The following is a 20,430-nucleotide window of genomic DNA, read 5'->3' as shown; positions in this document are numbered from 1 at the left end:
AATAAAAATTGCCAGAACTGAACAGCTCAGACTAGATTATTAGACAAAACAGTCTATAAACAATAAACCAAGGAGGTTTCCATGCAGCGTGTCGCAATCGTCGGCGATGGCCCGGCGGCGCTATCCACAGCTGAAAGGCTCATCGGCGCCGGCATGTGTGTGGACCTCGTCTGCGCCAAGCCCGCCCCCTTCGGTTTGCTCCGTCGCTTCGCCGGCTTAGCCGGTGTCCGCCATGAGGCCGCCGCCAGCCCCTGCCCCGCCGGTACCGCCCCGCGCCTGCGCCTTTTCGGCAACGTGCGCGTGGGCGAAGGCCGCGAGGCAGACATCACCGCCCGCGAGCTCAGCCAGTTGGCCGCACACTGCGACCGCCGTCTTCTCCCCCTAGAACTGGCTGCCCGCGGCGTGGCCTTTACCTCTTGGGAAGGGCTATACCGGCCCACCGAGCAACCCGAAGACTGGGCCACCGTCACCCGCCGCGCGCAACTTGCGCCAGTCTGTTTTTAGCGACCAAACGTGATTCAGCCGATATCACCTGTACGCGGCTAGTCACGTTCTTCATATTCGCATTCTGGTCTCTCGCTCAACGCTGACATTATCGACAACGGCGTGGCCAAGGTGGACATTGACTGCATCTGGCACACCGGCGGCATCGTCATGACGGTACGCGAGGATGCCGGACTGTCCTGGTTGGTCTGGGTCTCCGTGGCGGTTCTCCTCGGCGTGGTCACCGCCGCGAACGTACGTCAGGCCCTGCACGAGAGCCCGCTGCTTGACGACGCCACGATGGTGGCCGTCGCCCAGCGTGTGTCCTCCATCATGGACGCCGACCAAATCCTAGTCATGGAAGCGCCGCGCTAAGAACTCAGCCGCGCTCGGCTCGAAAACCGCGATGAATACCGACTCCCATCTTTGCGCGCCCACCGTTTAGGCTGTTTATATCTGCGCGCAACTTTATAAGGAGTCCGTGAAATGACAGCCGTCTTCGGTTGGCTAGCCATCCTCGTTTCGATCCCCGTGTGGGGCTACTTTGCGTACCGCGCATGGGGCATGTTCGCTTTCATTCGCTCCGGCGGGCCAACTCTGCTGCAGCGTTTCGACCACCTAGGCAAGCGCCTGTGGCGGGTCGTGGTGGAAGTATTCGGCCACACGCACTTCAAGGGCCGCCCCTTCGTCAACGCGGCGCACTGGGCAGTCATGGTGGGATTCCTCTTCGGCATCCTCGTCTGGTTTGAAGCCTATATCCAGACCTTCGCGCCGTCGCGAGGCTGGCCGCTGCTATCGCATTGGTCGGTCTATCACTTCATCGAAGAGGTCCTCGGTATCGCCACCGTTGTGGGCATTAGCTTCCTCATCGGCGTTCGCCTCAAGTATGGACACACCGAGCGCGGCTCCCGTTTCTACAACTCCCAGCCAGGCCCTGCCCGCATCGTCGAGGCCGTGGTCTTCCTGGAGGGGCTTGGAATGCTGCTGGTCAAGGCGTCGAAAATCGCGGCGTTTGGCCACGGCTCCCCGTGGGCGGATTTCCTTTCCATCCACCTGGCCAAGCTGCTTCCCGCCTCGCCGGCGCTAGTGTCCTTCTTCGCGCTGTTCAAGCTGCTTACCGGCCTGATTTTCATCTTCCTGATTTCGCGCCACTTCACTTGGGGCGTCATGTGGCACCGCTTCATGGCGTTTTTCAACATCTTCTTCCAACGCAACGTCAGCGGCGACAAGGCACTCGGCTCCCTTCCGACCCCGGACCTCGAAGAAGACATCGCCCCCGGCAGCTGGAAGATGCTGCTTGATACCACCTCGTGCACCGAGTGCGGCCGCTGCCAGGACCTTTGCCCGGCGTGGAACACCGAGAAGCCACTGAGCCCGAAGAAGTTCGTGATGGACATGCGCGATGCCGCGGTCGAGAACTACAACCCGCACGAGGGCGTCAACGTGTTGGCTCTGGCAAACGCCATTGACGACGCCGTCCTCTGGTCCTGCACCAACTGCGGCGCCTGCGTGGACCAGTGCCCGACCGACATCGAGCACATCGACCACATCGCTGACCTGCGCCGCTTCAAGGTCTTGGCGGAATCCGACTTCCCCTCTGAATTGACCGGACTGTTCAAGAACATTGAGACCAAGGGCAACCCGTGGGGCCGCAATAACTCTGAGCGCCGCGCCTGGATCGATGAGGCACGTGCCGACGGTATCGAGGTGCCTGTCATCGGCGAGGACGCCACGGACTTTTCCGACATGGAATACCTGTTCTGGGTCGGCTGCGCCGGTGCCTACGACGAACAGGGCCGCAAGACCACCCGCGCCGTGGTGGACCTGCTGCACACGGCGGGCGTGAAGTTCGGCGTGCTTTCTACTGGTGAGACCTGCACCGGCGATCCCGCGCGCCGCGCCGGCAACGAGTTCCTGTTCCAGATGATGGCGCAGCAAAACGTTGAGACCCTGAACAACGCTTTCGAAGGCGTTCCGGAAGGCCAGCGCAAGATCATCACCACCTGCCCGCACTGCTTCAACACGCTGCGTAACGAATACCCAGACTTCGATGGGCACTTCGACGTCTTCCACCACACCCAGCTGCTCAACCGCCTAGTGCGTGAGGGCCTGCTCAAGCCGATCCCGCGTACGCCGGAAAACCGCAAGCCGATTACCTACCACGATCCGTGCTTCCTGGGCCGCCACAACAAGGTCTTCGACCCGCCGCGTGAGCTGCTGGAAGCCACTGGCGTTTCCCTCCGTGAGATGGACCGAAATCGCGACGAGGCCTTCTGCTGTGGCGCTGGCGGCGCGCGCATGTTCATGGAGGAAAAGCTCGGCACCCGCATCAACGAGTTCCGCGCGGAGCAGGCCATCGCCACCGGCGCGAAGGAGATCGCCACGGGTTGCCCGTTCTGCAACGTCATGTTCACCGGCGGCGTTAAAGCACTTTCCGACGCCCCCTCCCCCAACGTCTCCGACGTCGCCCTCATGCTGCGCTCGTCCATTGCCGACGCCGACGGCACCTTGCCGCAGCCGCGACCGAAGGCCTTCTTGGGCACGCCTACCCGCCTGCGTGCGCCCGAAAAGCCAGCTGCCCCGGCCTCCCCGGCTTCTCCTGTGTCTCCTGCGTCTCCCGCGTCTCCTGCGTCTTCAGCTGCAACGACCGCCGACCCCGCTGCGCCGACCGAAACAACCGCCAGCGCACCTACCACCAAGGCTGCTGCTCCGGCCGCTCCCGCTCCGGCCGCACCCCCGGCTCCTGCAGCTCCCGCCGCGCCAGCAGCACCAAGCACTCCCCAAGCGCCATCCGCGCCAACAGCTCCTCCTGCACCGCCAGCCGCGTCGAGTGCCACACCGCCACCTGCACCTGCACCTGCAGCACCGAAGGCTCCAACACCGGCGCCGCCAAGTGCACCGGCTGCTCCTGGCGCAACTTCACCGCCAAAGGCACCAACTCCGCCTGCAGCACCACAGTTGAGTGCGGAAACGCCGCAGCCACCAACTCCGCCTGCACCGCCTGCACCGCCGGCACCGCCGGCCGCTGACTAATTTCGTGAATCTGGAGCAACGACTTCTTTGAGTTGCTCCAGATTTTGTATTTTGGGGTGCCGGAAGTGTGTGGACTCTGAGGGCGTTTTTAAAAGTGCAACCCTGGAAAACCAGACCTTGAGGTCGCGATTAAAAAGTTTAGCCATGAAACTATCCGCGACCTGGAGGTCTGGGGTTCTAGGTCTGGGCTTTTGCGAGGAGACGGAGAAACGCGAAACAACGGAGCCTAGGCAAGACCTTTTGAATCACAAGTCAGCCACAAGTGGGCCACAACTAAGCGACGAGTAAGCCAAACTTGCTGGATGAATAGGCAGTCAGGATACTCGCCGCGTACGCTGTTCTCATGATTTTCTCCGCGTTAAGCGCCGCCAACACCGTGGTGCTCGCTTCGGGGGAAGCCGATTACACTCCTTCCCTCGTCTCCTTTGCATGGATCATGGCCGCCGCCCTCCTGGCCCCGTTGGTCTCCTACGTGCTCAAGAACAAAATGCCCGCCGTGGCCCTGCTCATCATCTTCGGCATGATCATCGGCCCCTCGATGCTCGACCTCGCCCACGAGGACCCCGGCATCGGCATGCTCAAAGAGCTGGGCGTCGGCGCTTTATTCCTCCTCGCGGGTTTCGAAATCGATCTTGCGACGCTGAAATCTAAACAAGCCGCTACCGGTTTTTCCACCTGGCTCATCTGCATGGTGTCATGTCTCGTGGGTGCTTATTTCCTGCTCAATGACATCCCTGGTGCCATCGTCATGGCCATCGCACTAACCTCCACCGCGCTCGGCACGATTACGCCGATGCTCAAGCAGGACAAACTCATCGGCACCAAAGTCGGCGACTCGGTCATGATTCACGGCGCCATCGGCGAGGTCGCTCCCATCACCGCCATGGCTCTCCTGCTGGGAACCCGCTCCACGCTAGGCACCATGCTCATCCTGCTGGCGTTCATCGTCATCGCCGTCGGCGTCGCTGTCATGCCGCGCGCGCTCATCGTCGCAGTGCCGTGGCTCAAGACCGCATTCCTTTCCGGCGCTGGCTCCACGAACCAGACCATCCTGCGCCTTATCATCCTCATCCTGGCCATCCTGATGGCCGTCACCTCGGTCTTCGAGCTCGACATCGTCCTCGGCGCATTCGCGGCAGGCATCATCCTCAACCGCATCATCCCCGACGAGTTCCACAAGGGGCTCGAGAACCGCCTCGACGTTGTCTGCTATTCCATGCTGATTCCGGTCTTCTTCGTGGTCTCAGGCATGTCCATCGACTGGCAGGTCATCGTCAACAACCCGCTCAAGGTGCTTGGCATCCCCGCCCTCATTCTCGTCACCCGTGGCCTGCCCGTGTTCCTGCGCGAGAACATCCACCACACAGGGTCCGACATCGAGACCACCCGCGAGCGTCTCCAGGTGGCCCTCTACGCAGCAACGGGTCTACCGATCATCGTCGCTGTCATGACCATCGCAGTCGGCTCCGGCATCGTGGACGAAGAGACCTCCTCCATCTTCGTCGCCGGTGGCGCGCTAACCGTCGCCATCTTCCCGCTCCTGTCCAGCCTCGTTAAGGGCAAGGAAGAAAACGCGCAGTCCAAGGCGAAGGCCGCCGAGTCCAAGCAAGAGGGCCGAGAGGGCGCTGAACAAAAAGGCGCCGAGAAGAAATGATCGCTAGCAGCACACGCATGTGTCCGCTGGTTTTCCTATAGTAAAACCATGACGCATAGCTTCGGAGCCTCCCCTTTTGATCCCGCGAATTCGATGCGCCTATCCGACGCAGAGAAGACCGACGCCATCAACGACCTCGCCCGCGCCGTGGGCGAGGGTCGCCTGACCATGGAGGAATTCGAGGAGCGCTCCGACGACGTCATGCGCGCCACCCCCCGCCGCGAGCTGGTCCCCTTGTTCACGGACATCCCGGCGGTTTCTGCCACGGAGATAAAGATCTACTCCCGCGGCGAGGTCGAGCGTGCATACAAAGCCGGCAAAAAGCCGCGTCTGGCCACCGCCATGACGGGCACCATTGCCCTCACTTTCGCCTCAATCGCCTGCTTCGTGGCAAGCGATGCCGCAGGCGCTGTGGCCATACTCGGAGGCGTCGGCGCGCTCTTCCTGGTTCCGATCCTGTGGATTATGCTCTACGTGGCCAAGGTCGGCCCCGAGTCTTGGCACCAGCCTTCCCCGCGCAAAATCGAGCGGCAGCAGCGTCGCGAGATCCTCACGCAGACAGCCCAGGAACGCGCACAACAGAAAGCTTTGGAGCAGGCGCAGTGGGCGGAGCGGCGTCGCCAAGCAGGCGAGCTGACCAGCGAGGCCATGAACCTTGCCAAGCGCAAGCTCGATCAGTGGAACAAAAAGTAGTCTAGTTGAGACCTTAATCGCCTGTAAGTGGCAGAATACTTTCCATGACTACACCGAACTCACGCATTTTCGACCAATCCACCAAGCTCAAGGGTGTCGCGTATGACATCCGTGGTGAGGTCTCTGCGGAGGCGGAGCGCATGGAGCTTGACGGCCACAGCATCCTCAAGCTGAACACCGGCAACCCTGCCGTGTTCGGCTTCGATGCCCCGGACGTAATCATGCGCGACATGATCGCAGCGCTGCCGACTTCCCAGGGATACTCCACGTCGAAGGGCATCATTCCGGCGCGTCGCGCGATCGTCACTCGCTACGAGCTGGAGGACTTCCCGCACTTCGACGTCAACGACGTCTACCTGGGCAACGGCGTCTCCGAGCTCATCACCATGGTCACTCAGGCATTGCTTGACGACGGCGACGAGGTACTGATCCCAGCTCCCGATTACCCTTTGTGGACTGCCGCAACCTCCCTGGCTGGCGGCACCCCGGTGCACTACCTCTGCGACGAGGAGGATGACTGGAACCCATCCATCGAGGACATCCGCGCCAAGGCCACTGAGAAGACCAAGGCCATCGTGGTCATCAACCCGAATAACCCCACGGGCGCCGTCTACTCCCGCGAGGTGCTGCAGAATATCGTCAACGTCGCACGCGAGTACAACCTGCTCATCCTCGCCGATGAGATTTACGACCGCATTCTTTACGACGGCGCGAAGCACATCTCGATCGCTTCCCTCGCTCCGGATCTGCTGACGATTACCTTCAACGGTCTTTCCAAGGCTTATCGCGTGGCTGGTTACCGCGCTGGTTGGATGGTTCTCACCGGTCCGAAGAGCCATGCACGCGGCTTCATCGAGGGCCTGGATCTGCTGGCGGGTACGCGTCTGTGCCCAAACGTCCCAGCCCAGCACGCCATCCAGGTGGCGCTCGGTGGACGCCAGTCCATCTATGGTCTGACTGGTGAGGGCGGACGTCTGCTCAAGCAGCGCAACGTGGCCTACGAGAAGCTCAACGAGATCCCGGGCGTTTCCGTCACCAAGCCGATGGGTGCTTTGTACTGCTTCCCGCGTCTGGACCCGAATGTCCATGAGATTCATGACGACTCCAAGCTGATGCTGGATATCCTGCGCGCGGAGAAGATTCTGATGGTGCAGGGCACTGGTTTTAACTGGCCAAACCCGGACCACTTCCGCGTGGTTACCCTGCCGTGGGCATCCCAGCTAGAGAACGCTATTGAGCGCCTGGGTAACTTCCTGGCTAGCTACCGTCAGTAGCTTGTAGGTCCGACTGTGCTGCGCAAATGTCCAGCACAGAGATACTTGCCCAGTTGCTATTTGTAATGGTTATCATTCAAAATAGGCAGCATGGGTAAACATTCCAATCAAAGAGCGGCTTCGCATGGAAGCCGCTCTTCGCTTTTCCAACGTCGCCCCGTCACGCTGCCATCGCTGCACAATCCGTGGCGCATCGGACTCATGGGGTTTCTTGGATTAGCGCTCCTCGTGACGCTGGTGGGGTTGGTTTTGCTGCGTCCGACGACGCCCACCAGCGAGCACACCAGCGCGGAGTTCTCGCAAACTTACGCACTCAATCACCCGGAGGTCCACGGAACCGTGACCACGGTGGACCACGCGCTGTGCCAGTCAGACCAGACGGGCAAGGCATTCGACAAGCCACCGCTGATTCCGGCGGATCCGGGCGGCGACTGCACCCGTGCGCTCATCGACATCACTTCGGGCCGCAACGCAGGCAAGCAGACGCAGCTCGTGCACTTCGGCGTGGCCGGCGACCCACAACTGAAGGTGGGCGACGAAATTGTGCTTTCTGAGTCCACCGCGGACAACGACGGGGACGCCTCCGTTAATTATTCTTTTGCGGACTACCAGCGCACCGGGAACTTGGTCCTGTGGGCCATCGTCGCCGCGATTGTCATCATCGTGTTCGCGGCCTGGCACGGAGTGCGCTCCCTCATCGGCTTAGGCCTGAGCTTGGCCGCAATCTTTTACTACCTCATCCCGTCGCTGATTGAGGGCCACAGCCCGCTGCTCGTGGCCATGGTGACCTCGGCGGCCATCATCTTCGTGGTGGTCCCGCTCGTGCATGGCCTGAATTGGAAGGCAGCGAGCGCCCTGGGCGGCGCGCTGCTGGCGCTATTGCTCGCCTCTTTCCTGGCGCACGCTTCGATTGATTCGACGCAGCTACAGGGTCTTAGCTCCGAGGATAACCTCAAGCTGCTGCTCTACATGCCAGGCGTGTCCATCGTCGGTGTGCTGCTGTGTGGCTTCATCATCGGTGCGCTGGGCAGCCTCAACGACATCGCGGTGGCCCAGGCTTCCACGGTGATGGAGCTACACAACTTGGACCCCACGGCGCGGCCGGGCCATCTCTTCTTGTCCGCTATGAAGGTGGGCCGCGACCACATCGCATCGATGGTGTACACCATCGTGCTGACCTACACCGGCGCTTCGCTGCCGCTTCTCATGCTGATTACTGCAGCCGAGCGCCCGGCCACGCAGATCCTCTCCAGCGACTTGGTGTCCACGGAGTTACTGCGCTCGGCGCTCGGTGCCATGGCCTTGACTCTCGCGGTGCCCATGACCACGTTCATCGCTGCATTGACCATCCCGCGGCGTCGCCCAGTGGCGGTCACCCACGAGGCAGAACCGGCCTAGCCTTCGAGGGCGCGGCCGAGGGCCTCGATGGTCCAGCCGGCCGCACGCCAGGCGGCGACGTCGAGGACGTTACGGCCATCAATGATGTGTTTGCTCGACACCAGCCCGGCCACGGCCGCAGGGTCGAGATCGCGGAATTCCTGCCATTCGGTTGCGAGGATAACCAGCTCGCTCTCACGTAGTGCTTCCTCGCAGTTAGCCGCGTAGTTCAGTGTCGGAAAGACCTTGCGGGCGTTGTCCATGCCCTCTGGGTCGTAGACGGTGACGGCAGCGCCCGCAAGCGACAAGGAACCCGCCACGGACAGCGCCGGCGAGTCGCGGACGTCGTCAGAGTTGGGTTTGAAAGCACAGCCCAGCACCGTCACGCGGTGGCCTAGGAGCGAGCCCTGGAATGCATTCTTAGCCATATCGACCATGCGATCACGGCGGCGCATATTGATGGCATCGACCTCGCGAAGGAAGGTCAGGGCCTGGTCCGCGCCGAGCTCGCCTGCGCGAGCCATAAACGCGCGAATGTCCTTCGGCAGGCAACCGCCGCCGAAGCCCAGGCCCGCGCCTAGGAACTTGCGGCCGATGCGATCGTCGTATCCGATGGCGTCGGCAAGCTTGACCACGTCAGCGCCTGCGATCTCACAAATCTCAGAGACCGCGTTGATGAAGGAAATCTTAGTGGCCAGGAAGGCATTGGCAGAGACCTTCACCAGCTCGGCGGTCTGTAGGTCAGTCACAATAAACGGCGTATCCTGCGCCAACGGCTTGGCATAGACCTCGCGAGCTACCTCTTCGGCATGGCTTCTACCGTCGGCGAGCCCTGCCTCGCCGACGCCGAGGACGATGCGGTCCGGGGTGATGGTGTCCTTGACCGCGTAGCCCTCGCGCAGGAATTCTGGGTTCCACGCAATTTCCACGTGGCTGCCCTCCTGGGCCAACTCATTCGCCATCTCCTGCAGCTCCGCCGCAGTTCCCACCGGAACGGTGGACTTACCAAGGATGACGTGCTCGCCTTCCAGAAGCGGCACGAGGTCTCGAATGACGGCCTTTACATACGTCATATCTGCGGCATAAGAGCCATGCCGCTGTGGCGTTCCAACGCCGAGGAAGTGGACGTTCGCAAATTGCGCTGCCTGCGCGTAATCGGTGGTGAAATCGAGGCGCCCGGCCGCAATATTGCGCTCTAGTACCTCCGGCAGGCCCGGTTCATAAAAGGGAACCTCGCCGTTCTTGAGGGATTCGATCTTAGATTCATCCACGTCCACGCCCAATACCTCATGACCGAGCTCAGCCATGCAGGCGGCATGCGTTGCACCGAGGTAACCGGTGCCAATAACCGTCATACGCATAAACGGAAATGGTAGGCCTGTTACGTAAACGGTGCGTGAAGACTATCGGAAATTCAGGTAAGACTTCGACGGGGTCGGGCCGCGCTGGCCCTGGTACTTCGAGCCCAGCGCACCGGTGCCATAGGGGTTCTCAGCAGGCGAGGACATCTTGAAGATAGCCAGCTGGCCCACCTTCATGCCCGGCCACAGCGTAATCGGCAGGTTCGCGGTGTTGGACAGCTCCAGCGTGATGTGGCCGGAAAAGCCTGGGTCAATAAAGCCCGCAGTCGAGTGCGTCAGCAAGCCCAAGCGGCCGAGCGAGGACTTGCCTTCCAAACGGCCTGCCAGGTCTGCCGGAAGGGTGAACTTCTCAAAGGTCGCACCCAACACGAATTCGCCCGGGTGCAGCACGAAAGCATCGCCTTCTTCGACCTCGACCAGGCTGGTGAGGTCCGGCATTTCTTCCTTTGGGTCGATGTGCGTGTAGCGCGAGTTGTTAAAGACACGGAAGAACTTGTCTAGGCGCACGTCGATAGACGAGGGCTGAACCATCTCAGCGTCATAAGGCTCGATGGCTAGGCTCTCGGAGTCAATGGCTGCACGAATATCACGATCTGAAAGAAGCACGCCCTAGAGTTTACGCGTCTTGCACTTCTACCGATACATCTGCCAAGGCATTTGCTCTAGAAGCTATGCGCAGTGCTATGCTTTTCGGCAATGCATCTATTGCATTGCGCCGACGTAGTTTAATGGTAGAACTTGAGCTTCCCAAGCTTACGGCGCGGGTTCGATTCCCGTCGTCGGCTCCATTTTCCCGCCGTAGGTTTCATACCTTAACCGGCGGGTTTCTTAGTTTTCCTCCTGCTCTGCCGCATGCACGAGCGCGGCATAGGCGCCCTCGCGAGCCAGCAGTTGCGTATGCGTTCCACTCTCGGCCACGCGGCCTTCGTCGAGGACCACAATCTGGTCGGCATCACGAACGGTGGACAGGCGGTGGGCAATCACCAGGCGGGTGGTGTTCGATGAGAGCACCGCATCTTGGATAGCGCGCTCAGTCTCGTTATCCAACGCCGAAGTGGCCTCGTCCAAGATCAGGATGCGCGGGTTACGCAGCAAAGTGCGCGCCAAGGTAAGCCGCTGCTGCTCACCACCGGAGAAGCGGTAACCACGGGAACCGACGACGGTATCGAGGGCATCGGGAAGCGCGCGCACCACCTCGGCCACATTCGCCAGCTCCAACACGTGCCACAGTTCCTCGTCGGTGGCCTCGGGCTTGGCGAAGTGCAGGTTCTCCCGGATGGTCGCATGCAACAGGTAGGTCTCCTGTGAGACCACGCCGATGAGATTCGCGCGCTCGGTAGCGGATAGCTCGCGCAGGTCGACGTCGCCAATGCGCACCGTTCCGCTCGTCGGGTCCGCGAGGCGGGCTACCAGAGAGGCCACCGTGGACTTGCCCGAGCCCGTATGCCCCACCAAAGCGAGGGTGGTGCCGGCGGGGATGTGGAGGGAGACGTCGGCAAGCGCATCTGCGTGCGCATCCGGGTAGCGGTAGTACACATGCTCAAGCGAGATCGAGGTATCAGCGGGCATGCGCGGCTTGGTGGGCTCCTCCAGCTCCGGCTCCAGGTCCAGATACTCGAAGATGCGGCTAAACAGCGCCATCGAGGCCACCCACTGCGCACCCACGTTGAGCAGGCCGGTAATCGGGCGGAAAACCTGCGTTTGCAGCGTGGAGAAAGCAATCAGCGTGCCGATGGTGATGTGTTCACCGGTAAAAGGCAGGCCCGCCACAAGATAAACCAGCGCTGGGATGATGCCGAAGATAATCTGCATCGTGGCCATGCGCCAGCGACCGGCCAGCTGCGACTCCAGCTCCAGACGAATGAGCGAAGAGGAAACCTCGGAGAAGCTCGAGTAAACGCGCTCCTGCGCGCCCAACGTTTTGGCCAGGCGCATACCAGATACGGACAAATTCTCGGTGATGGTCTGTTGCATCTCCGCCTGTGCCTGCTGGTTCTTCTCCATGATGCGGCGGCGCATGAGCGCGGTTTGGCGGGTCAGCCACACGGCTGGCGGGAGCACCACGAGGGAGAGTAAGGACAGCGTGGGCGAGAGCGCCACCATCGCGATGATAGTGGCGATAGTCATGGTGAGGTTGGTGGCCACGGAGGTCGCCGTCGTGGTCACCACGCCTCGCATGCCGGCGATGTCGTTAGTAAGACGCGATTGCACTTCGCCGCCGCGGTTGCGGGTAAAGAACTGAAGGAATTGACGCTGGAGATTCCCAAAGACCTTAACGCGCAGCTCATGCATGATGTTTTGACCAACCTTGGAGGACAACCACGATTGGGTTACTCCGATAAACTGCGAGAGGATGGTCAAGCCAATCATGGAGAGCACGAGCCAGACGAGCAGGGGAACGTTTTGCTGCGGGATGGCCACATCCACGGTTTCGCGGACAAGGAATGGCTGTACAACAGTCAGCCCAGAGGTAACGATGATGAGTGCGATAACGAGCGCCAGCGTGGCCCGGTGGGGCCGGAACAGTTGGATGACGCGAGAAAAGCGCACGGGGTGTGCGCTGAGTTGATCGACGTCGTCGGGATTCTTGGTGGCGGTAAACATCGGTGGATGCATAGTGACGCCCCCCTTCCGAATTAATGTAGTTACTTCACAATGTAGTAAACCACAGGAAGAGTGATAGTATTCCCGGTGTGACTACGCAGACATCAAAAGACGAGGATTTGGGCGAGCTCATCACCCGCCTGAGCCACTTGATCCGCCGCCGCGGCCGCCAGCTCCCCCTGGCCCCGCATCAAAACCGCGCGCTGCGCATCATCGCACGCGAGAGCCTGCGCCCCGGCAAGCTGGCGGAGATTCTGCAAGTTACCCCACGCGCCGCAACGGAGGTCATTGACGCCCTCCAGGCCGAGGACCTAGTGCACGTGGAGCCCGACCCCGCCGACCGCCGCGCCAAGCTGGTCAGCCTCAGCCACGCCGGCCACGAGTACATCGCCGCCACCAGGGCCGCCCGCGCGGAGATCGCTCAGGAGATTTTCGCACCGCTTTCCGACGCCGAGCGCAGCACCCTCACGCGACTGCTGCGCGAAGTGTTCGCGGCGCAAGAAACGCCACGACAGCAATAGTGATTTCCGCCAAGAGCAAACGCTGGGGGCTTCCCGGGGCCTCAGCGCACATTAGTCATACGGGAAATCCTCCAAGATTTCGCCCGCATCCCTCCGTGTGTGTTCAGAGGATGTAGTCGAACTTGTGATTAGGGAATTCGGCGTCGAAGTTCTTCGAAAGCTTGGCCATACCGTCACAGACATAGACCAAAATGGCCTCACATCGACGCCCGCCGAATGGTGGCTAATTCCCTTCGTCGGCGTCACGAATGGTGGATAGTCGGTGCGCAATGACCAGGCGGGTAGCATCCGAGCCGAGCACTGCGTCCTGGATGGCGCGCGCGGTTTCGTTGTCAAGGGCCGAAGTGGCCTCATCCAGGATGAGCACCCGCGGGCGGCGCAGCAGGGTGCGAGCCAGCGAGAGGCGCTGCTGGTCACCGCCAGAAAAGCGGTAGCTGCGCGAGCCCACCACGGTATCCAGGCCTTCCGGCAGCGCGGTGATGACCTTGTCCACGTATGCGGGGATGAACATCGCTACGAGAGAATCACCTTCCGCTACGTCATTAGCTCGCTGATAGATCCCCGACGCTGATGATTCACCATCGCAACGAAAGCCGGAAGTGTCCTCGCATACTTGAGGTCTTCACAGCAAAGTGGTGGCCTCGCCTTTTGGGCGGGCCACCACCCTAACCAAACTTCGCAAATAAACCTCTACAGGCTAGATGCGCACTCTTCGAGCAGTAAACGCGGCTGCTACAGCTAAGAAACTGCCAAACAGCACTAACCACCCGAGTCCTTGGCCACCAGTAACCGGAAGGTCACCCTTTCGAATATCAGCCACCTGCATGATGGAGTGGTTGTCTTCCTTCTCATCGATGCGAATGGAGACTTCTGGGTACTGCGCTGCGCCTCCTTCAAGTTCGATCTTGGGCTTACCATCAGCGCCGGGCTTGACATAGAAGACCACCGGACGTGTCAGCAATTGATAGCCCTGAGGAGACTTCGTCTCCACGAGCTTGTATTTCGCTCCCACCTGAAGATCCTCGACGCGTAGATCGGTGCCTTTGAGGACCTTTACTAGCTCCTCTGTTCCGTCCGCATTCACCTTATTGAGACTGAATTCCGCACCTTCGAGCGCTTGTTCCTTGTTGTCGAACCCAACCTTTTCTACGGAAAGATCAAATCTCACCGCTACAGTCTCGTTTGCGATTGTACAGTTCACGATAGCGCGGAAAGGAACGTCCACACCAAAGCCAGGCTTACTGGGATCGTCATTATTGTTTCGGACTTCGGCATCAGAGGAAATCCACGTTCCATTCGCAGCGTCGAACTCGTTCTTTGTGCATACGGCATTCTTCTCGCCCACTGGACGCAGCTTATAGCCGTCCTGCTGGTGCTCAACCACGGTAACCTTCTGGCCCTTGCCGTCCGACTGGTCGAACGAACGACCGTAACTTCCGTCCTCACCGGTCACGTCCGTGACACTGGATTCGCGCCCGCTGCCATCGTCGCCGTCGATGATGTCCTTCTCCCCGTTGTCCACGGAGGTATCGAACGTCCAGTTCTTACCCGGGGTCGGGGTATCACCATCGCCGTATATTAGCTTGGTCACGTTGATTGAGCCAAAGCAATCCTTGAGCACAAGATCGCTAAGTTTATTCACCAGCTGATCAAAGTCACGAACGGTAGTGACAGCGTCCTTGCTGGAAATGTCCTCACCGATAGACTTAGTGTTACGCACGGCCGCGCGCCAAATCTCGGGTTGGTTCGTGATGACATATTGTGTCGCGGTGCTTTCATCCGGGGTATCCCACATCAGTACCTCGCCGTCCGTGACGATATCACGGACAAAGTCCGCCTCACCGTAGTAGCTCGGGTAACCGTAACCGTCCAGCTTCGGCCACTCCTTATCGATTCCTGTCGGCGCTTCCGGCGTATTCGGTGTCTTCTTCTTCTTGACGGTCCCGAGTCCGAAGTAATCGTCCTTGAGGATATGCTCGTTGACCGGTTCGAAACCAACCATGACAGTCTCAATCCTGGTGCCCGATTCCTTCAGTCGATTAGCTTCGTTCACCGCAGCCGACAAGTCACTCTGGTTGATCAGAGTACCGATATCGAAACCGAGGGGATAATCCCGCTTACTTGTAGTGGGCAGACCATCGGAGATGAAATAAACAACGTCAAACTCGCCGGAAGGAACCTGGCTGAGTCCAGCCTCGTAGTTAGTGCCGCCACGGCCGTCACGGTCGAAAGGCTCGGCGATGGCATTGACGGCGTCGCGAAGCTTCTGAACGTCGCCTTCGTTGTTCAGGCTCAGTTTGTCCGTCGACATGCCGGGGATAGATTTGGGTGCCGAGGCGAAGTTATAAATCGCCATCTGGCTGCCGGTCCCCTGCAGCGCGTTGATGACCCCTAGACCAGCGTCTCGGCTAGCAAAGATACCACGGCCTTGTTCCCTAGCAATCGAGTCGGAGGTATCGAATACAAGCGCGATCTTGCCACCGCAGCGTTGAGGCAGGGGCGGGTTCTCGGAAGAAGCGGGCAGCCAGCCCAGTTCTTCGCGCGGTGTCTCTGGCGCATCGACATCAATTTGTTTCGCATCGCGGTCGAACCACTCAGGCCCTTGGTGCCACAAGGTCATCTGGCATCCGTTCGAAGTGGTGTTCAAGGGGATGCGTGCCTCCACGTCGTAAGATACGACACTCGAATCAGCGCGCTGGTGGTCTTTGTTGAGCTTGAAATAGACACTATTCCCGCTCACTGTAAGCGTGTAGTCAACGTCCTTCTTTAACTCAGTCCACCCGGCCTGAGCGGAGCCGAACCGCAACTGCAGGCGAGGATCAGCGGTGTTAATCGCGTTGGTGAGATCAGCGACTCCCTCTACTTTTACCTCGACAATACCGACGTCCTTGCCCCCAAACTTTCGGGTGTTTTGCGTATTATCCCACCAAGTTTTCGAGAAAAGAAGACCATTGTTGGCCTGACAGGCATCGTAACGCCTGTCATTTCCGAGCGGGCGATAGTTCGTCGCCTCCGTTGGGTTGCCTTCCGCTGGCGGCTCCGGGGAAGCTAGCTCAGTTCCCTCCATGGTGGCCGTCATGCTCGACAGCTTCGGGGCTTTGGCCTGACCTGCCCTCCATTGGACCACGATGGGAGTACCAGGCTCTACTTCGACTCCGTCAGGCAAGCTAACGGTCAAAGTGTTTAACGTTGACGAAATCGACGATACTGGATAAGACTTCCCGTTGATCGTCAGCTTTCGATCTCCGGCGTCAGTGTTTTTAGCGAACTTCTCCGTGGTATTTATAGTCAGCCGCTTCATCAACATCGTCTCGGTTGCCACCAAATGAACCGAGAAAACGTTGCTGTATTCGGTCTTCACGCTGCTGATCGTCACCGGGGCTTGAACCGTAGTTTGAGCCTCGGCTGTTGGAGTTGACAGCACAGAACCGCTGTTCTCTACGACCAACGGGACGGCGCCAAGAACTAGCATAAGCGTAAAGGCTGCCGCTGCGCTCTTACGGGCCACGCTGCGCAACTTCTTCATCGTTTCCATTCTCTTCATCGTTGTTCACCTTTGTTATTCCTGCGCATTACGTATCCTCCGAGGAGCAATAGCAGTGCCCCCACCGCAACGATTCCTAGGACCGAGGCACCGGTCTGCGCCAACCGGCCAGATGACGGGTGCCCTGGCTTGTCGGTGGAAGGGTTGGGCACCGGACTCGTGGTGGTGCCGGGTGTGCTCGAGGTTGAGGTGATTGGTCGATCCCGGGTTGGCGTCGGAGTGGGAGTTGGCCGCGGATCGGGAATATCGGTGGGTGGCGGGACGTCGCCGCCACCGTCCTCAGTCTTGGCTTTCACACTGAGCTCGTGAAGCCAGCTGCCATCCTCATTAGTCGCAGGGAGGATGATGAGCATCGGGCGAATATTTTCGTGTTTTTCGCCCGCGCGCGCAGGCGGCTTAACCTCTATCAAGTAGACCCCGGCGGGGAGGCCGTCGAAGCGAACCTTGCCCTGTTCGTCGCTGACACGGGAGAGCGTCGGGTCGGTGAAACCACGGTCCCGTGCCTTGTCCACGGTCAGGCGGAGAGCACTGTCGTAGCCGTCGCGGGTCCGGATATCGATGTCTGCGACCCGCTTAAGGGTGAAGGTATAACCGCTCAGAGAACCTGGAGGAAGCTCCCCCGGGCGAAGCTCATCGAAGGGGTTGCCCTTCGGCAGCGTGATAGTCAGACTGTTGGGTTCGTCCCCGATCGTCGTCGGATCTACGTGGACGGAGGCACCCGCATAACCCGAAATAACCTTGGCCTCTGCCACCACCGGCGTAGAAACCGCTAGGATTCCTCCGAGACACAGGGCGGCCGCTGCGCGGGAGAATTTTTGTGTGCTGAACATGTGCAATCTATTCCTTAACCGAGGATGACGGGTGGTGGGCCGCTTTGTATTTACGCGTGGTCTTCGCAATCCACAGGACCAGCAGGACGGCGATGAGCAATGCCGCGGCCATCAACGCCCACATCCACCAAAACCAGTGAAGCTTGCTGGGGGCAAAGGCTGCGGCGGCCTCTTCATCGAAGGGAACTCGTTCAGCCGTCACCAGAAGGCGATGCGAGTTAATCCCGTAAGGAGTACAAGTGATCAACGTGATCTGATCCTTGCCGGGCGTAGAACGCAAGCTGCTCGTCTCGTGCGGGAGCACAACCCGAATGTCCGTAACCTCGTACTTCATCTTCTGCCCAGAGACTCCGATATATATCGGATCTCCCTTCTCCACGTCGGTAAGGTGGTCAAAGAGCGTGGCGTTGGTCAGGCCAGTGTGGGCTGTGAGCACCGCATGAGTGCTGTCTCCTCCGACTGGTAGGTCGGAGCCATAGAGATGCCCGACTCCCTTTTGCAGAACCTCTTCGCTCGTCCCGTGGTAAACAGGCAAGTCGATGTCCGCGCTGGGCACAACGAGGCGCGCCATCACCTCGTGGGTGTCTAGCTCAGCAAGATAGGCCTGGTAGTCAGCGTTATCTTCGGAAATTCTAGCTAACCAAGGGTCCAAAATAGGACCCGTCGTGCGAAACTCGTTGTACGCCTGCGCAGAGACAAGTTTCTGGGTGATTTCCGCCTGATCAGCCACATCCAATTCCTTGGTATAGGAGTCAGCGACACGCATTTGTTCCCAATTATTCAGTTGTGTAACTACCACTGGGTAGAGCAGCGCAACGATGGCGCACAGCGCCAAGACGACCGTAGGAAGCAGCTTCCTCAGAAGCGACTTCGATGCGTCTTTTGGCCCCGCTGCGGATGTGGTATCTCGCAGAACCATTAATTCCTACCTTGCTGGACGCAGCGCGCCCTATCCGGTGGTTATTGAAAAATAGTGTGGGCCCCGCGCCCCCCTCCTGAAGAGGGCGCGGGTAAACAGACTGAGATCTATGCGCTCAGTCAGGCTGAGGTCCTAAGCCTCAGTGTTGGCGCGGCGGGCGGTCCAAGCTGCCAAGCCAGCAATCAAGGCACCGAGCGCAGCCAAGATTCCGATACCCATACCACCGGTAAGCGGCAGCTTCGGCATCTCGGAGCGCTTGTTCTCAATCTTTGCGTCGTACTGAACAGGGTTGGCCGTGTTCAGCTTCTGTTCGTTGGATACAAGCTTGAAGGGGTAGACCTCGGCGGTAGCGACGTAGCCCCGTGGAGCCTTGGTCTCCAGCAAGCAGTAGGACTTTTCAATCTTCGTAGAGTGGTTCTCGACGTCGGTGACATGGATGCCGTCGATGATGACGGAACCATCATCGCCGGTGGTCCAGGTGGACGTATCGCCGATCTTGATCTTGTTCTGAGCCTTGAGCTCTTCCTTCTTGGTTTCAGTACCTTCGCAGCGGTAGAGCTCGAATTCAGCACCCTTCAGCTTGGTCTCTTTGCCCTTTTCAGTCTTGATCACTTTGACCAGACCCCAGTAGGACTTGACCTTGTTCGACGTGGTCTCGGTCTCCTTGTCCTGACCCGGGTAGTGAACAAACTGCTTAGCCTCGTTCTCGGCAATACCATCGGTGCCGGTGAGTGCTTTCACCTTGGCGTCGATGGTCAGATTGACGGTGCTTCCCGGCGCGGCCTTCGCTAGCTTATCTAGGCCTGTCGCAGTGAATGCAACCTCGACGGTGCCAGCAGCCTCATCGATCTTGAGGGTGTAGTCATCGTCCTTAGCGATGGCGCTACCATCGGACAACGCAACCGTGGCGCGGATTTTCTCGAGGTTCTTGGTGTCCAGCTGGTCGGTGACACGGAAGGATTTGAGCTTCTCATCCTTCGGAATCACCGGGATGCTACCCTTCACCAGGTACTGAATGTCATCGCCAACATTCTTATCGGCGTCCTTAACTTCCTTGGTGATGCCGGAAGTGGTGTTCTTGGGCTGGACGGTGACGTTGTAGTTCCAGCCGTCACCTGCCGCGTTGGTGTAGGGCAAGGATACGATGAACGGGGTGGAGGGGGCGATCTCCGAGGCCTGGTAGGTCTTTCCGGTAGTAGTGTCGGTGACCTCGTCCTTGATAGTCTCAGTAAACAGCCAAATGCCTTGCTTCAGGCCATTGCCCTTGCCCAGGACTACCTTGCCATCGTCGCCCGTGGTGCCGGTGACAGTCGTCTGGGTCTCAGTGGCACCCAGCTCCTTGTAGTTCGAAGCCGTAAGCTTGCCAAGATCTTCTGGTTTGACTTTGTCTACGTTAAGCAAAGTACCGGTGAAGGTAGCACCCTTCAGGGGATTACCGGTGACGTTCGGGTCGGCCTCACCAGTGCCCGGACCACCAATGGAGGTCGGATTGAGGCGCTTATCGATGGTCAAGGTGACATCAGCATTGGGATCAATGGTGGGCTTTGGGGTGGACTCTTGCGCGACAGCGAACGGAACTTGAGCTACACCAATGCCCCCCCCACCGACAGTGCCAGCCCGAGGATGGCCGCAGCACCGGTGGAACGAACGAGTGCGGAATTCTTCATGAGCGAAAAGCCTTTCTTGAAGCTAACACCCGATAGGCAGAGGGTCCCCTCACATGCAGGTGTTAAACATAGAACTTAGGGAACCAGATTAGATTCTCCTGTGAATAAACCTAGCGTTCCTGATCTCCTCACGCAATTTAGGTAAGTCCGCACCATGAACAGCCTCCTGAGCAGGGGTAACCCCTAGCTATCTGCGATACGCCCGCCCTTACTAGGACATCAATAGGCGTCACCCAACCTGAGAATCATCGCAGTGGCGGATGGCATCTCGCCACATATCCCAAGGACTCATGAACAGCGAAGCCCTGACCACCAAGACCACCCCACAGTAAATTCAAAACCGCTGATCTACAGTCGCCAGAATCACGAGAAATCAGCACGTTTGAGCACCATGCAGGCATCGAAGTACCAAAGGAGGAGAGCCTATTAGAGGTTTCGCGGGCGGCGCAGCAGGGTGCGAGCCAGCGAGA

15 protein-coding genes, 1 tRNA gene and 1 pseudogene are annotated in these 20,430 nt (G+C 59.5%); 9 read left to right on the top strand and 8 right to left on the bottom strand.

Going from position 1 to position 20,430, the window contains the following annotated elements:
* The first annotated feature begins 81 nt into the window (after nt 1–81).
* The 7 genes from HMPREF3148_RS11920 to HMPREF3148_RS11890 all read left to right on the top strand — a co-directional run bounded on the left by HMPREF3148_RS11920 (nt 82) and on the right by HMPREF3148_RS11890 (nt 8,535).
* Entirely contained in the window at nt 82–504 is a 423-nt protein-coding gene (locus tag HMPREF3148_RS11920; protein WP_049151374.1) for a hypothetical protein, read from the top strand.
* A gap of 102 nt (nt 505–606) precedes the next feature.
* Nucleotides 607–858, top strand: a complete 252-nt coding sequence (locus HMPREF3148_RS11915) for a hypothetical protein (RefSeq protein WP_129720780.1) — start codon at nt 607–609, stop codon at nt 856–858.
* Between the two features lie 111 nt (nt 859–969).
* Complete coding sequence (locus HMPREF3148_RS11910) at nt 970–3,516, top strand: (Fe-S)-binding protein (protein WP_070509209.1); 2,547 nt, start codon at nt 970–972, stop codon at nt 3,514–3,516.
* Nucleotides 3,517–3,859: 343 nt separating this feature from the next.
* Nucleotides 3,860–5,170, top strand: a complete 1,311-nt coding sequence (locus HMPREF3148_RS11905) for a cation:proton antiporter (RefSeq protein WP_049151369.1) — start codon at nt 3,860–3,862, stop codon at nt 5,168–5,170.
* A 48-nt stretch (nt 5,171–5,218) separates the two neighbouring features.
* Entirely contained in the window at nt 5,219–5,863 is a 645-nt protein-coding gene (locus tag HMPREF3148_RS11900; RefSeq protein WP_246818818.1) for a DUF1707 SHOCT-like domain-containing protein, read from the top strand.
* Between the two features lie 44 nt (nt 5,864–5,907).
* Nucleotides 5,908–7,137: a pyridoxal phosphate-dependent aminotransferase gene (locus HMPREF3148_RS11895; protein ID WP_049062277.1), complete on the top strand. Its 1,230-nt coding sequence runs from the start codon at nt 5,908–5,910 to the stop codon at nt 7,135–7,137.
* A gap of 201 nt (nt 7,138–7,338) precedes the next feature.
* The gene (locus tag HMPREF3148_RS11890; RefSeq protein WP_049062276.1) at nt 7,339–8,535 is read left to right on the top strand and encodes a YibE/F family protein; all 1,197 of its coding nucleotides are present in this window, start codon (nt 7,339–7,341) and stop codon (nt 8,533–8,535) included.
* Here HMPREF3148_RS11890 and HMPREF3148_RS11885 read toward each other — a convergent pair.
* Both HMPREF3148_RS11885 and dcd read right to left on the bottom strand, forming a co-directional pair.
* A complete protein-coding gene (locus tag HMPREF3148_RS11885) occupies nt 8,532–9,875 on the bottom strand; it encodes a UDP-glucose dehydrogenase family protein (RefSeq protein ID WP_080969936.1) in 1,344 nt (447 codons plus the stop codon). The two genes, HMPREF3148_RS11890 and HMPREF3148_RS11885, sit on opposite strands and share 4 nt — an antisense overlap.
* 42 nt (nt 9,876–9,917) lie before the next feature.
* The gene (gene dcd / locus HMPREF3148_RS11880; protein ID WP_005529683.1) at nt 9,918–10,481 is read right to left on the bottom strand and encodes a dCTP deaminase; all 564 of its coding nucleotides are present in this window, start codon (nt 10,479–10,481) and stop codon (nt 9,918–9,920) included.
* Nucleotides 10,482–10,589: 108 nt separating this feature from the next.
* Here dcd and HMPREF3148_RS11875 point away from each other — a divergent pair.
* Nucleotides 10,590–10,663, top strand: a tRNA-Gly gene (locus HMPREF3148_RS11875).
* A 40-nt stretch (nt 10,664–10,703) separates the two neighbouring features.
* Here HMPREF3148_RS11875 and HMPREF3148_RS11870 read toward each other — a convergent pair.
* Nucleotides 10,704–12,491 (bottom strand): ABC transporter ATP-binding protein, encoded by a 1,788-nt coding sequence (locus tag HMPREF3148_RS11870; RefSeq protein ID WP_070509205.1) that lies wholly within the window; start codon nt 12,489–12,491, stop codon nt 10,704–10,706.
* A gap of 77 nt (nt 12,492–12,568) precedes the next feature.
* Between HMPREF3148_RS11870 and HMPREF3148_RS11865 the strand changes: the two genes are divergently transcribed.
* Nucleotides 12,569–13,000 carry a MarR family winged helix-turn-helix transcriptional regulator gene (locus tag HMPREF3148_RS11865; protein WP_053087986.1) on the top strand — a complete coding sequence of 144 codons (432 nt, stop codon included), beginning with the start codon at nt 12,569–12,571 and terminating at the stop codon, nt 12,998–13,000.
* A gap of 232 nt (nt 13,001–13,232) precedes the next feature.
* Here HMPREF3148_RS11865 and HMPREF3148_RS11860 read toward each other — a convergent pair.
* The 5 genes and pseudogenes from HMPREF3148_RS11860 to HMPREF3148_RS11840 form a co-directional block, all read right to left on the bottom strand.
* Nucleotides 13,233–13,499, bottom strand: a pseudogene (locus HMPREF3148_RS11860) (ATP-binding cassette domain-containing protein); the annotation flags it as partial.
* Between the two features lie 198 nt (nt 13,500–13,697).
* Nucleotides 13,698–16,544: a SpaA isopeptide-forming pilin-related protein gene (locus tag HMPREF3148_RS11855; RefSeq protein WP_049146818.1), complete on the bottom strand. Its 2,847-nt coding sequence runs from the start codon at nt 16,542–16,544 to the stop codon at nt 13,698–13,700.
* Nucleotides 16,541–17,374 (bottom strand): LPXTG cell wall anchor domain-containing protein, encoded by an 834-nt coding sequence (locus tag HMPREF3148_RS11850; RefSeq protein WP_070509203.1) that lies wholly within the window; start codon nt 17,372–17,374, stop codon nt 16,541–16,543. The genes HMPREF3148_RS11855 and HMPREF3148_RS11850 overlap by 4 nt, the downstream gene beginning before the upstream one ends.
* Nucleotides 17,375–17,381: 7 nt before the next feature.
* Nucleotides 17,382–18,293 (bottom strand): class C sortase, encoded by a 912-nt coding sequence (locus tag HMPREF3148_RS11845; protein ID WP_070509202.1) that lies wholly within the window; start codon nt 18,291–18,293, stop codon nt 17,382–17,384.
* 132 nt (nt 18,294–18,425) lie between these two features.
* On the bottom strand, nt 18,426–19,886 hold the full coding sequence (locus HMPREF3148_RS11840) for a SpaH/EbpB family LPXTG-anchored major pilin (RefSeq protein ID WP_239663242.1): 1,461 nt from the start codon (nt 19,884–19,886) through the stop codon (nt 18,426–18,428).
* Between the last annotated feature and the right edge of the window lie 544 nt (nt 19,887–20,430).

The organism is Corynebacterium sp. HMSC05D08, assembly GCF_001807215.1.
In the GTDB taxonomy this organism is placed as follows: domain Bacteria; phylum Actinomycetota; class Actinomycetes; order Mycobacteriales; family Mycobacteriaceae; genus Corynebacterium; species Corynebacterium striatum.
Note: the sequence above shows the minus strand (reverse complement) of the source record. Positions and strands in the feature narration are given on the sequence as shown.

What these genes read in the sequence shown, in the direction of transcription:
- HMPREF3148_RS11845 (WP_070509202.1), bottom strand. Translation starts at nt 18,293, where the DNA reads ATGGTTCTGCGAGATACCACATCCGCAGCGGGGCCAAAAGACGCATCG.
- HMPREF3148_RS11890 (WP_049062276.1), top strand. Translation starts at nt 7,339, where the DNA reads ATGGGGTTTCTTGGATTAGCGCTCCTCGTGACGCTGGTGGGGTTGGTT.
- HMPREF3148_RS11900 (WP_246818818.1), top strand. Translation starts at nt 5,219, where the DNA reads ATGACGCATAGCTTCGGAGCCTCCCCTTTTGATCCCGCGAATTCGATG.
- HMPREF3148_RS11905 (WP_049151369.1), top strand. Translation starts at nt 3,860, where the DNA reads ATGATTTTCTCCGCGTTAAGCGCCGCCAACACCGTGGTGCTCGCTTCG.
- HMPREF3148_RS11850 (WP_070509203.1), bottom strand. Translation starts at nt 17,374, where the DNA reads ATGTTCAGCACACAAAAATTCTCCCGCGCAGCGGCCGCCCTGTGTCTC.
- HMPREF3148_RS11920 (WP_049151374.1), top strand. Translation starts at nt 82, where the DNA reads ATGCAGCGTGTCGCAATCGTCGGCGATGGCCCGGCGGCGCTATCCACA.
- HMPREF3148_RS11910 (WP_070509209.1), top strand. Translation starts at nt 970, where the DNA reads ATGACAGCCGTCTTCGGTTGGCTAGCCATCCTCGTTTCGATCCCCGTG.
- HMPREF3148_RS11895 (WP_049062277.1), top strand. Translation starts at nt 5,908, where the DNA reads ATGACTACACCGAACTCACGCATTTTCGACCAATCCACCAAGCTCAAG.
- HMPREF3148_RS11870 (WP_070509205.1), bottom strand. Translation starts at nt 12,491, where the DNA reads ATGCATCCACCGATGTTTACCGCCACCAAGAATCCCGACGACGTCGAT.
- HMPREF3148_RS11855 (WP_049146818.1), bottom strand. Translation starts at nt 16,544, where the DNA reads ATGAAGAGAATGGAAACGATGAAGAAGTTGCGCAGCGTGGCCCGTAAG.
- HMPREF3148_RS11885 (WP_080969936.1), bottom strand. Translation starts at nt 9,875, where the DNA reads ATGCGTATGACGGTTATTGGCACCGGTTACCTCGGTGCAACGCATGCC.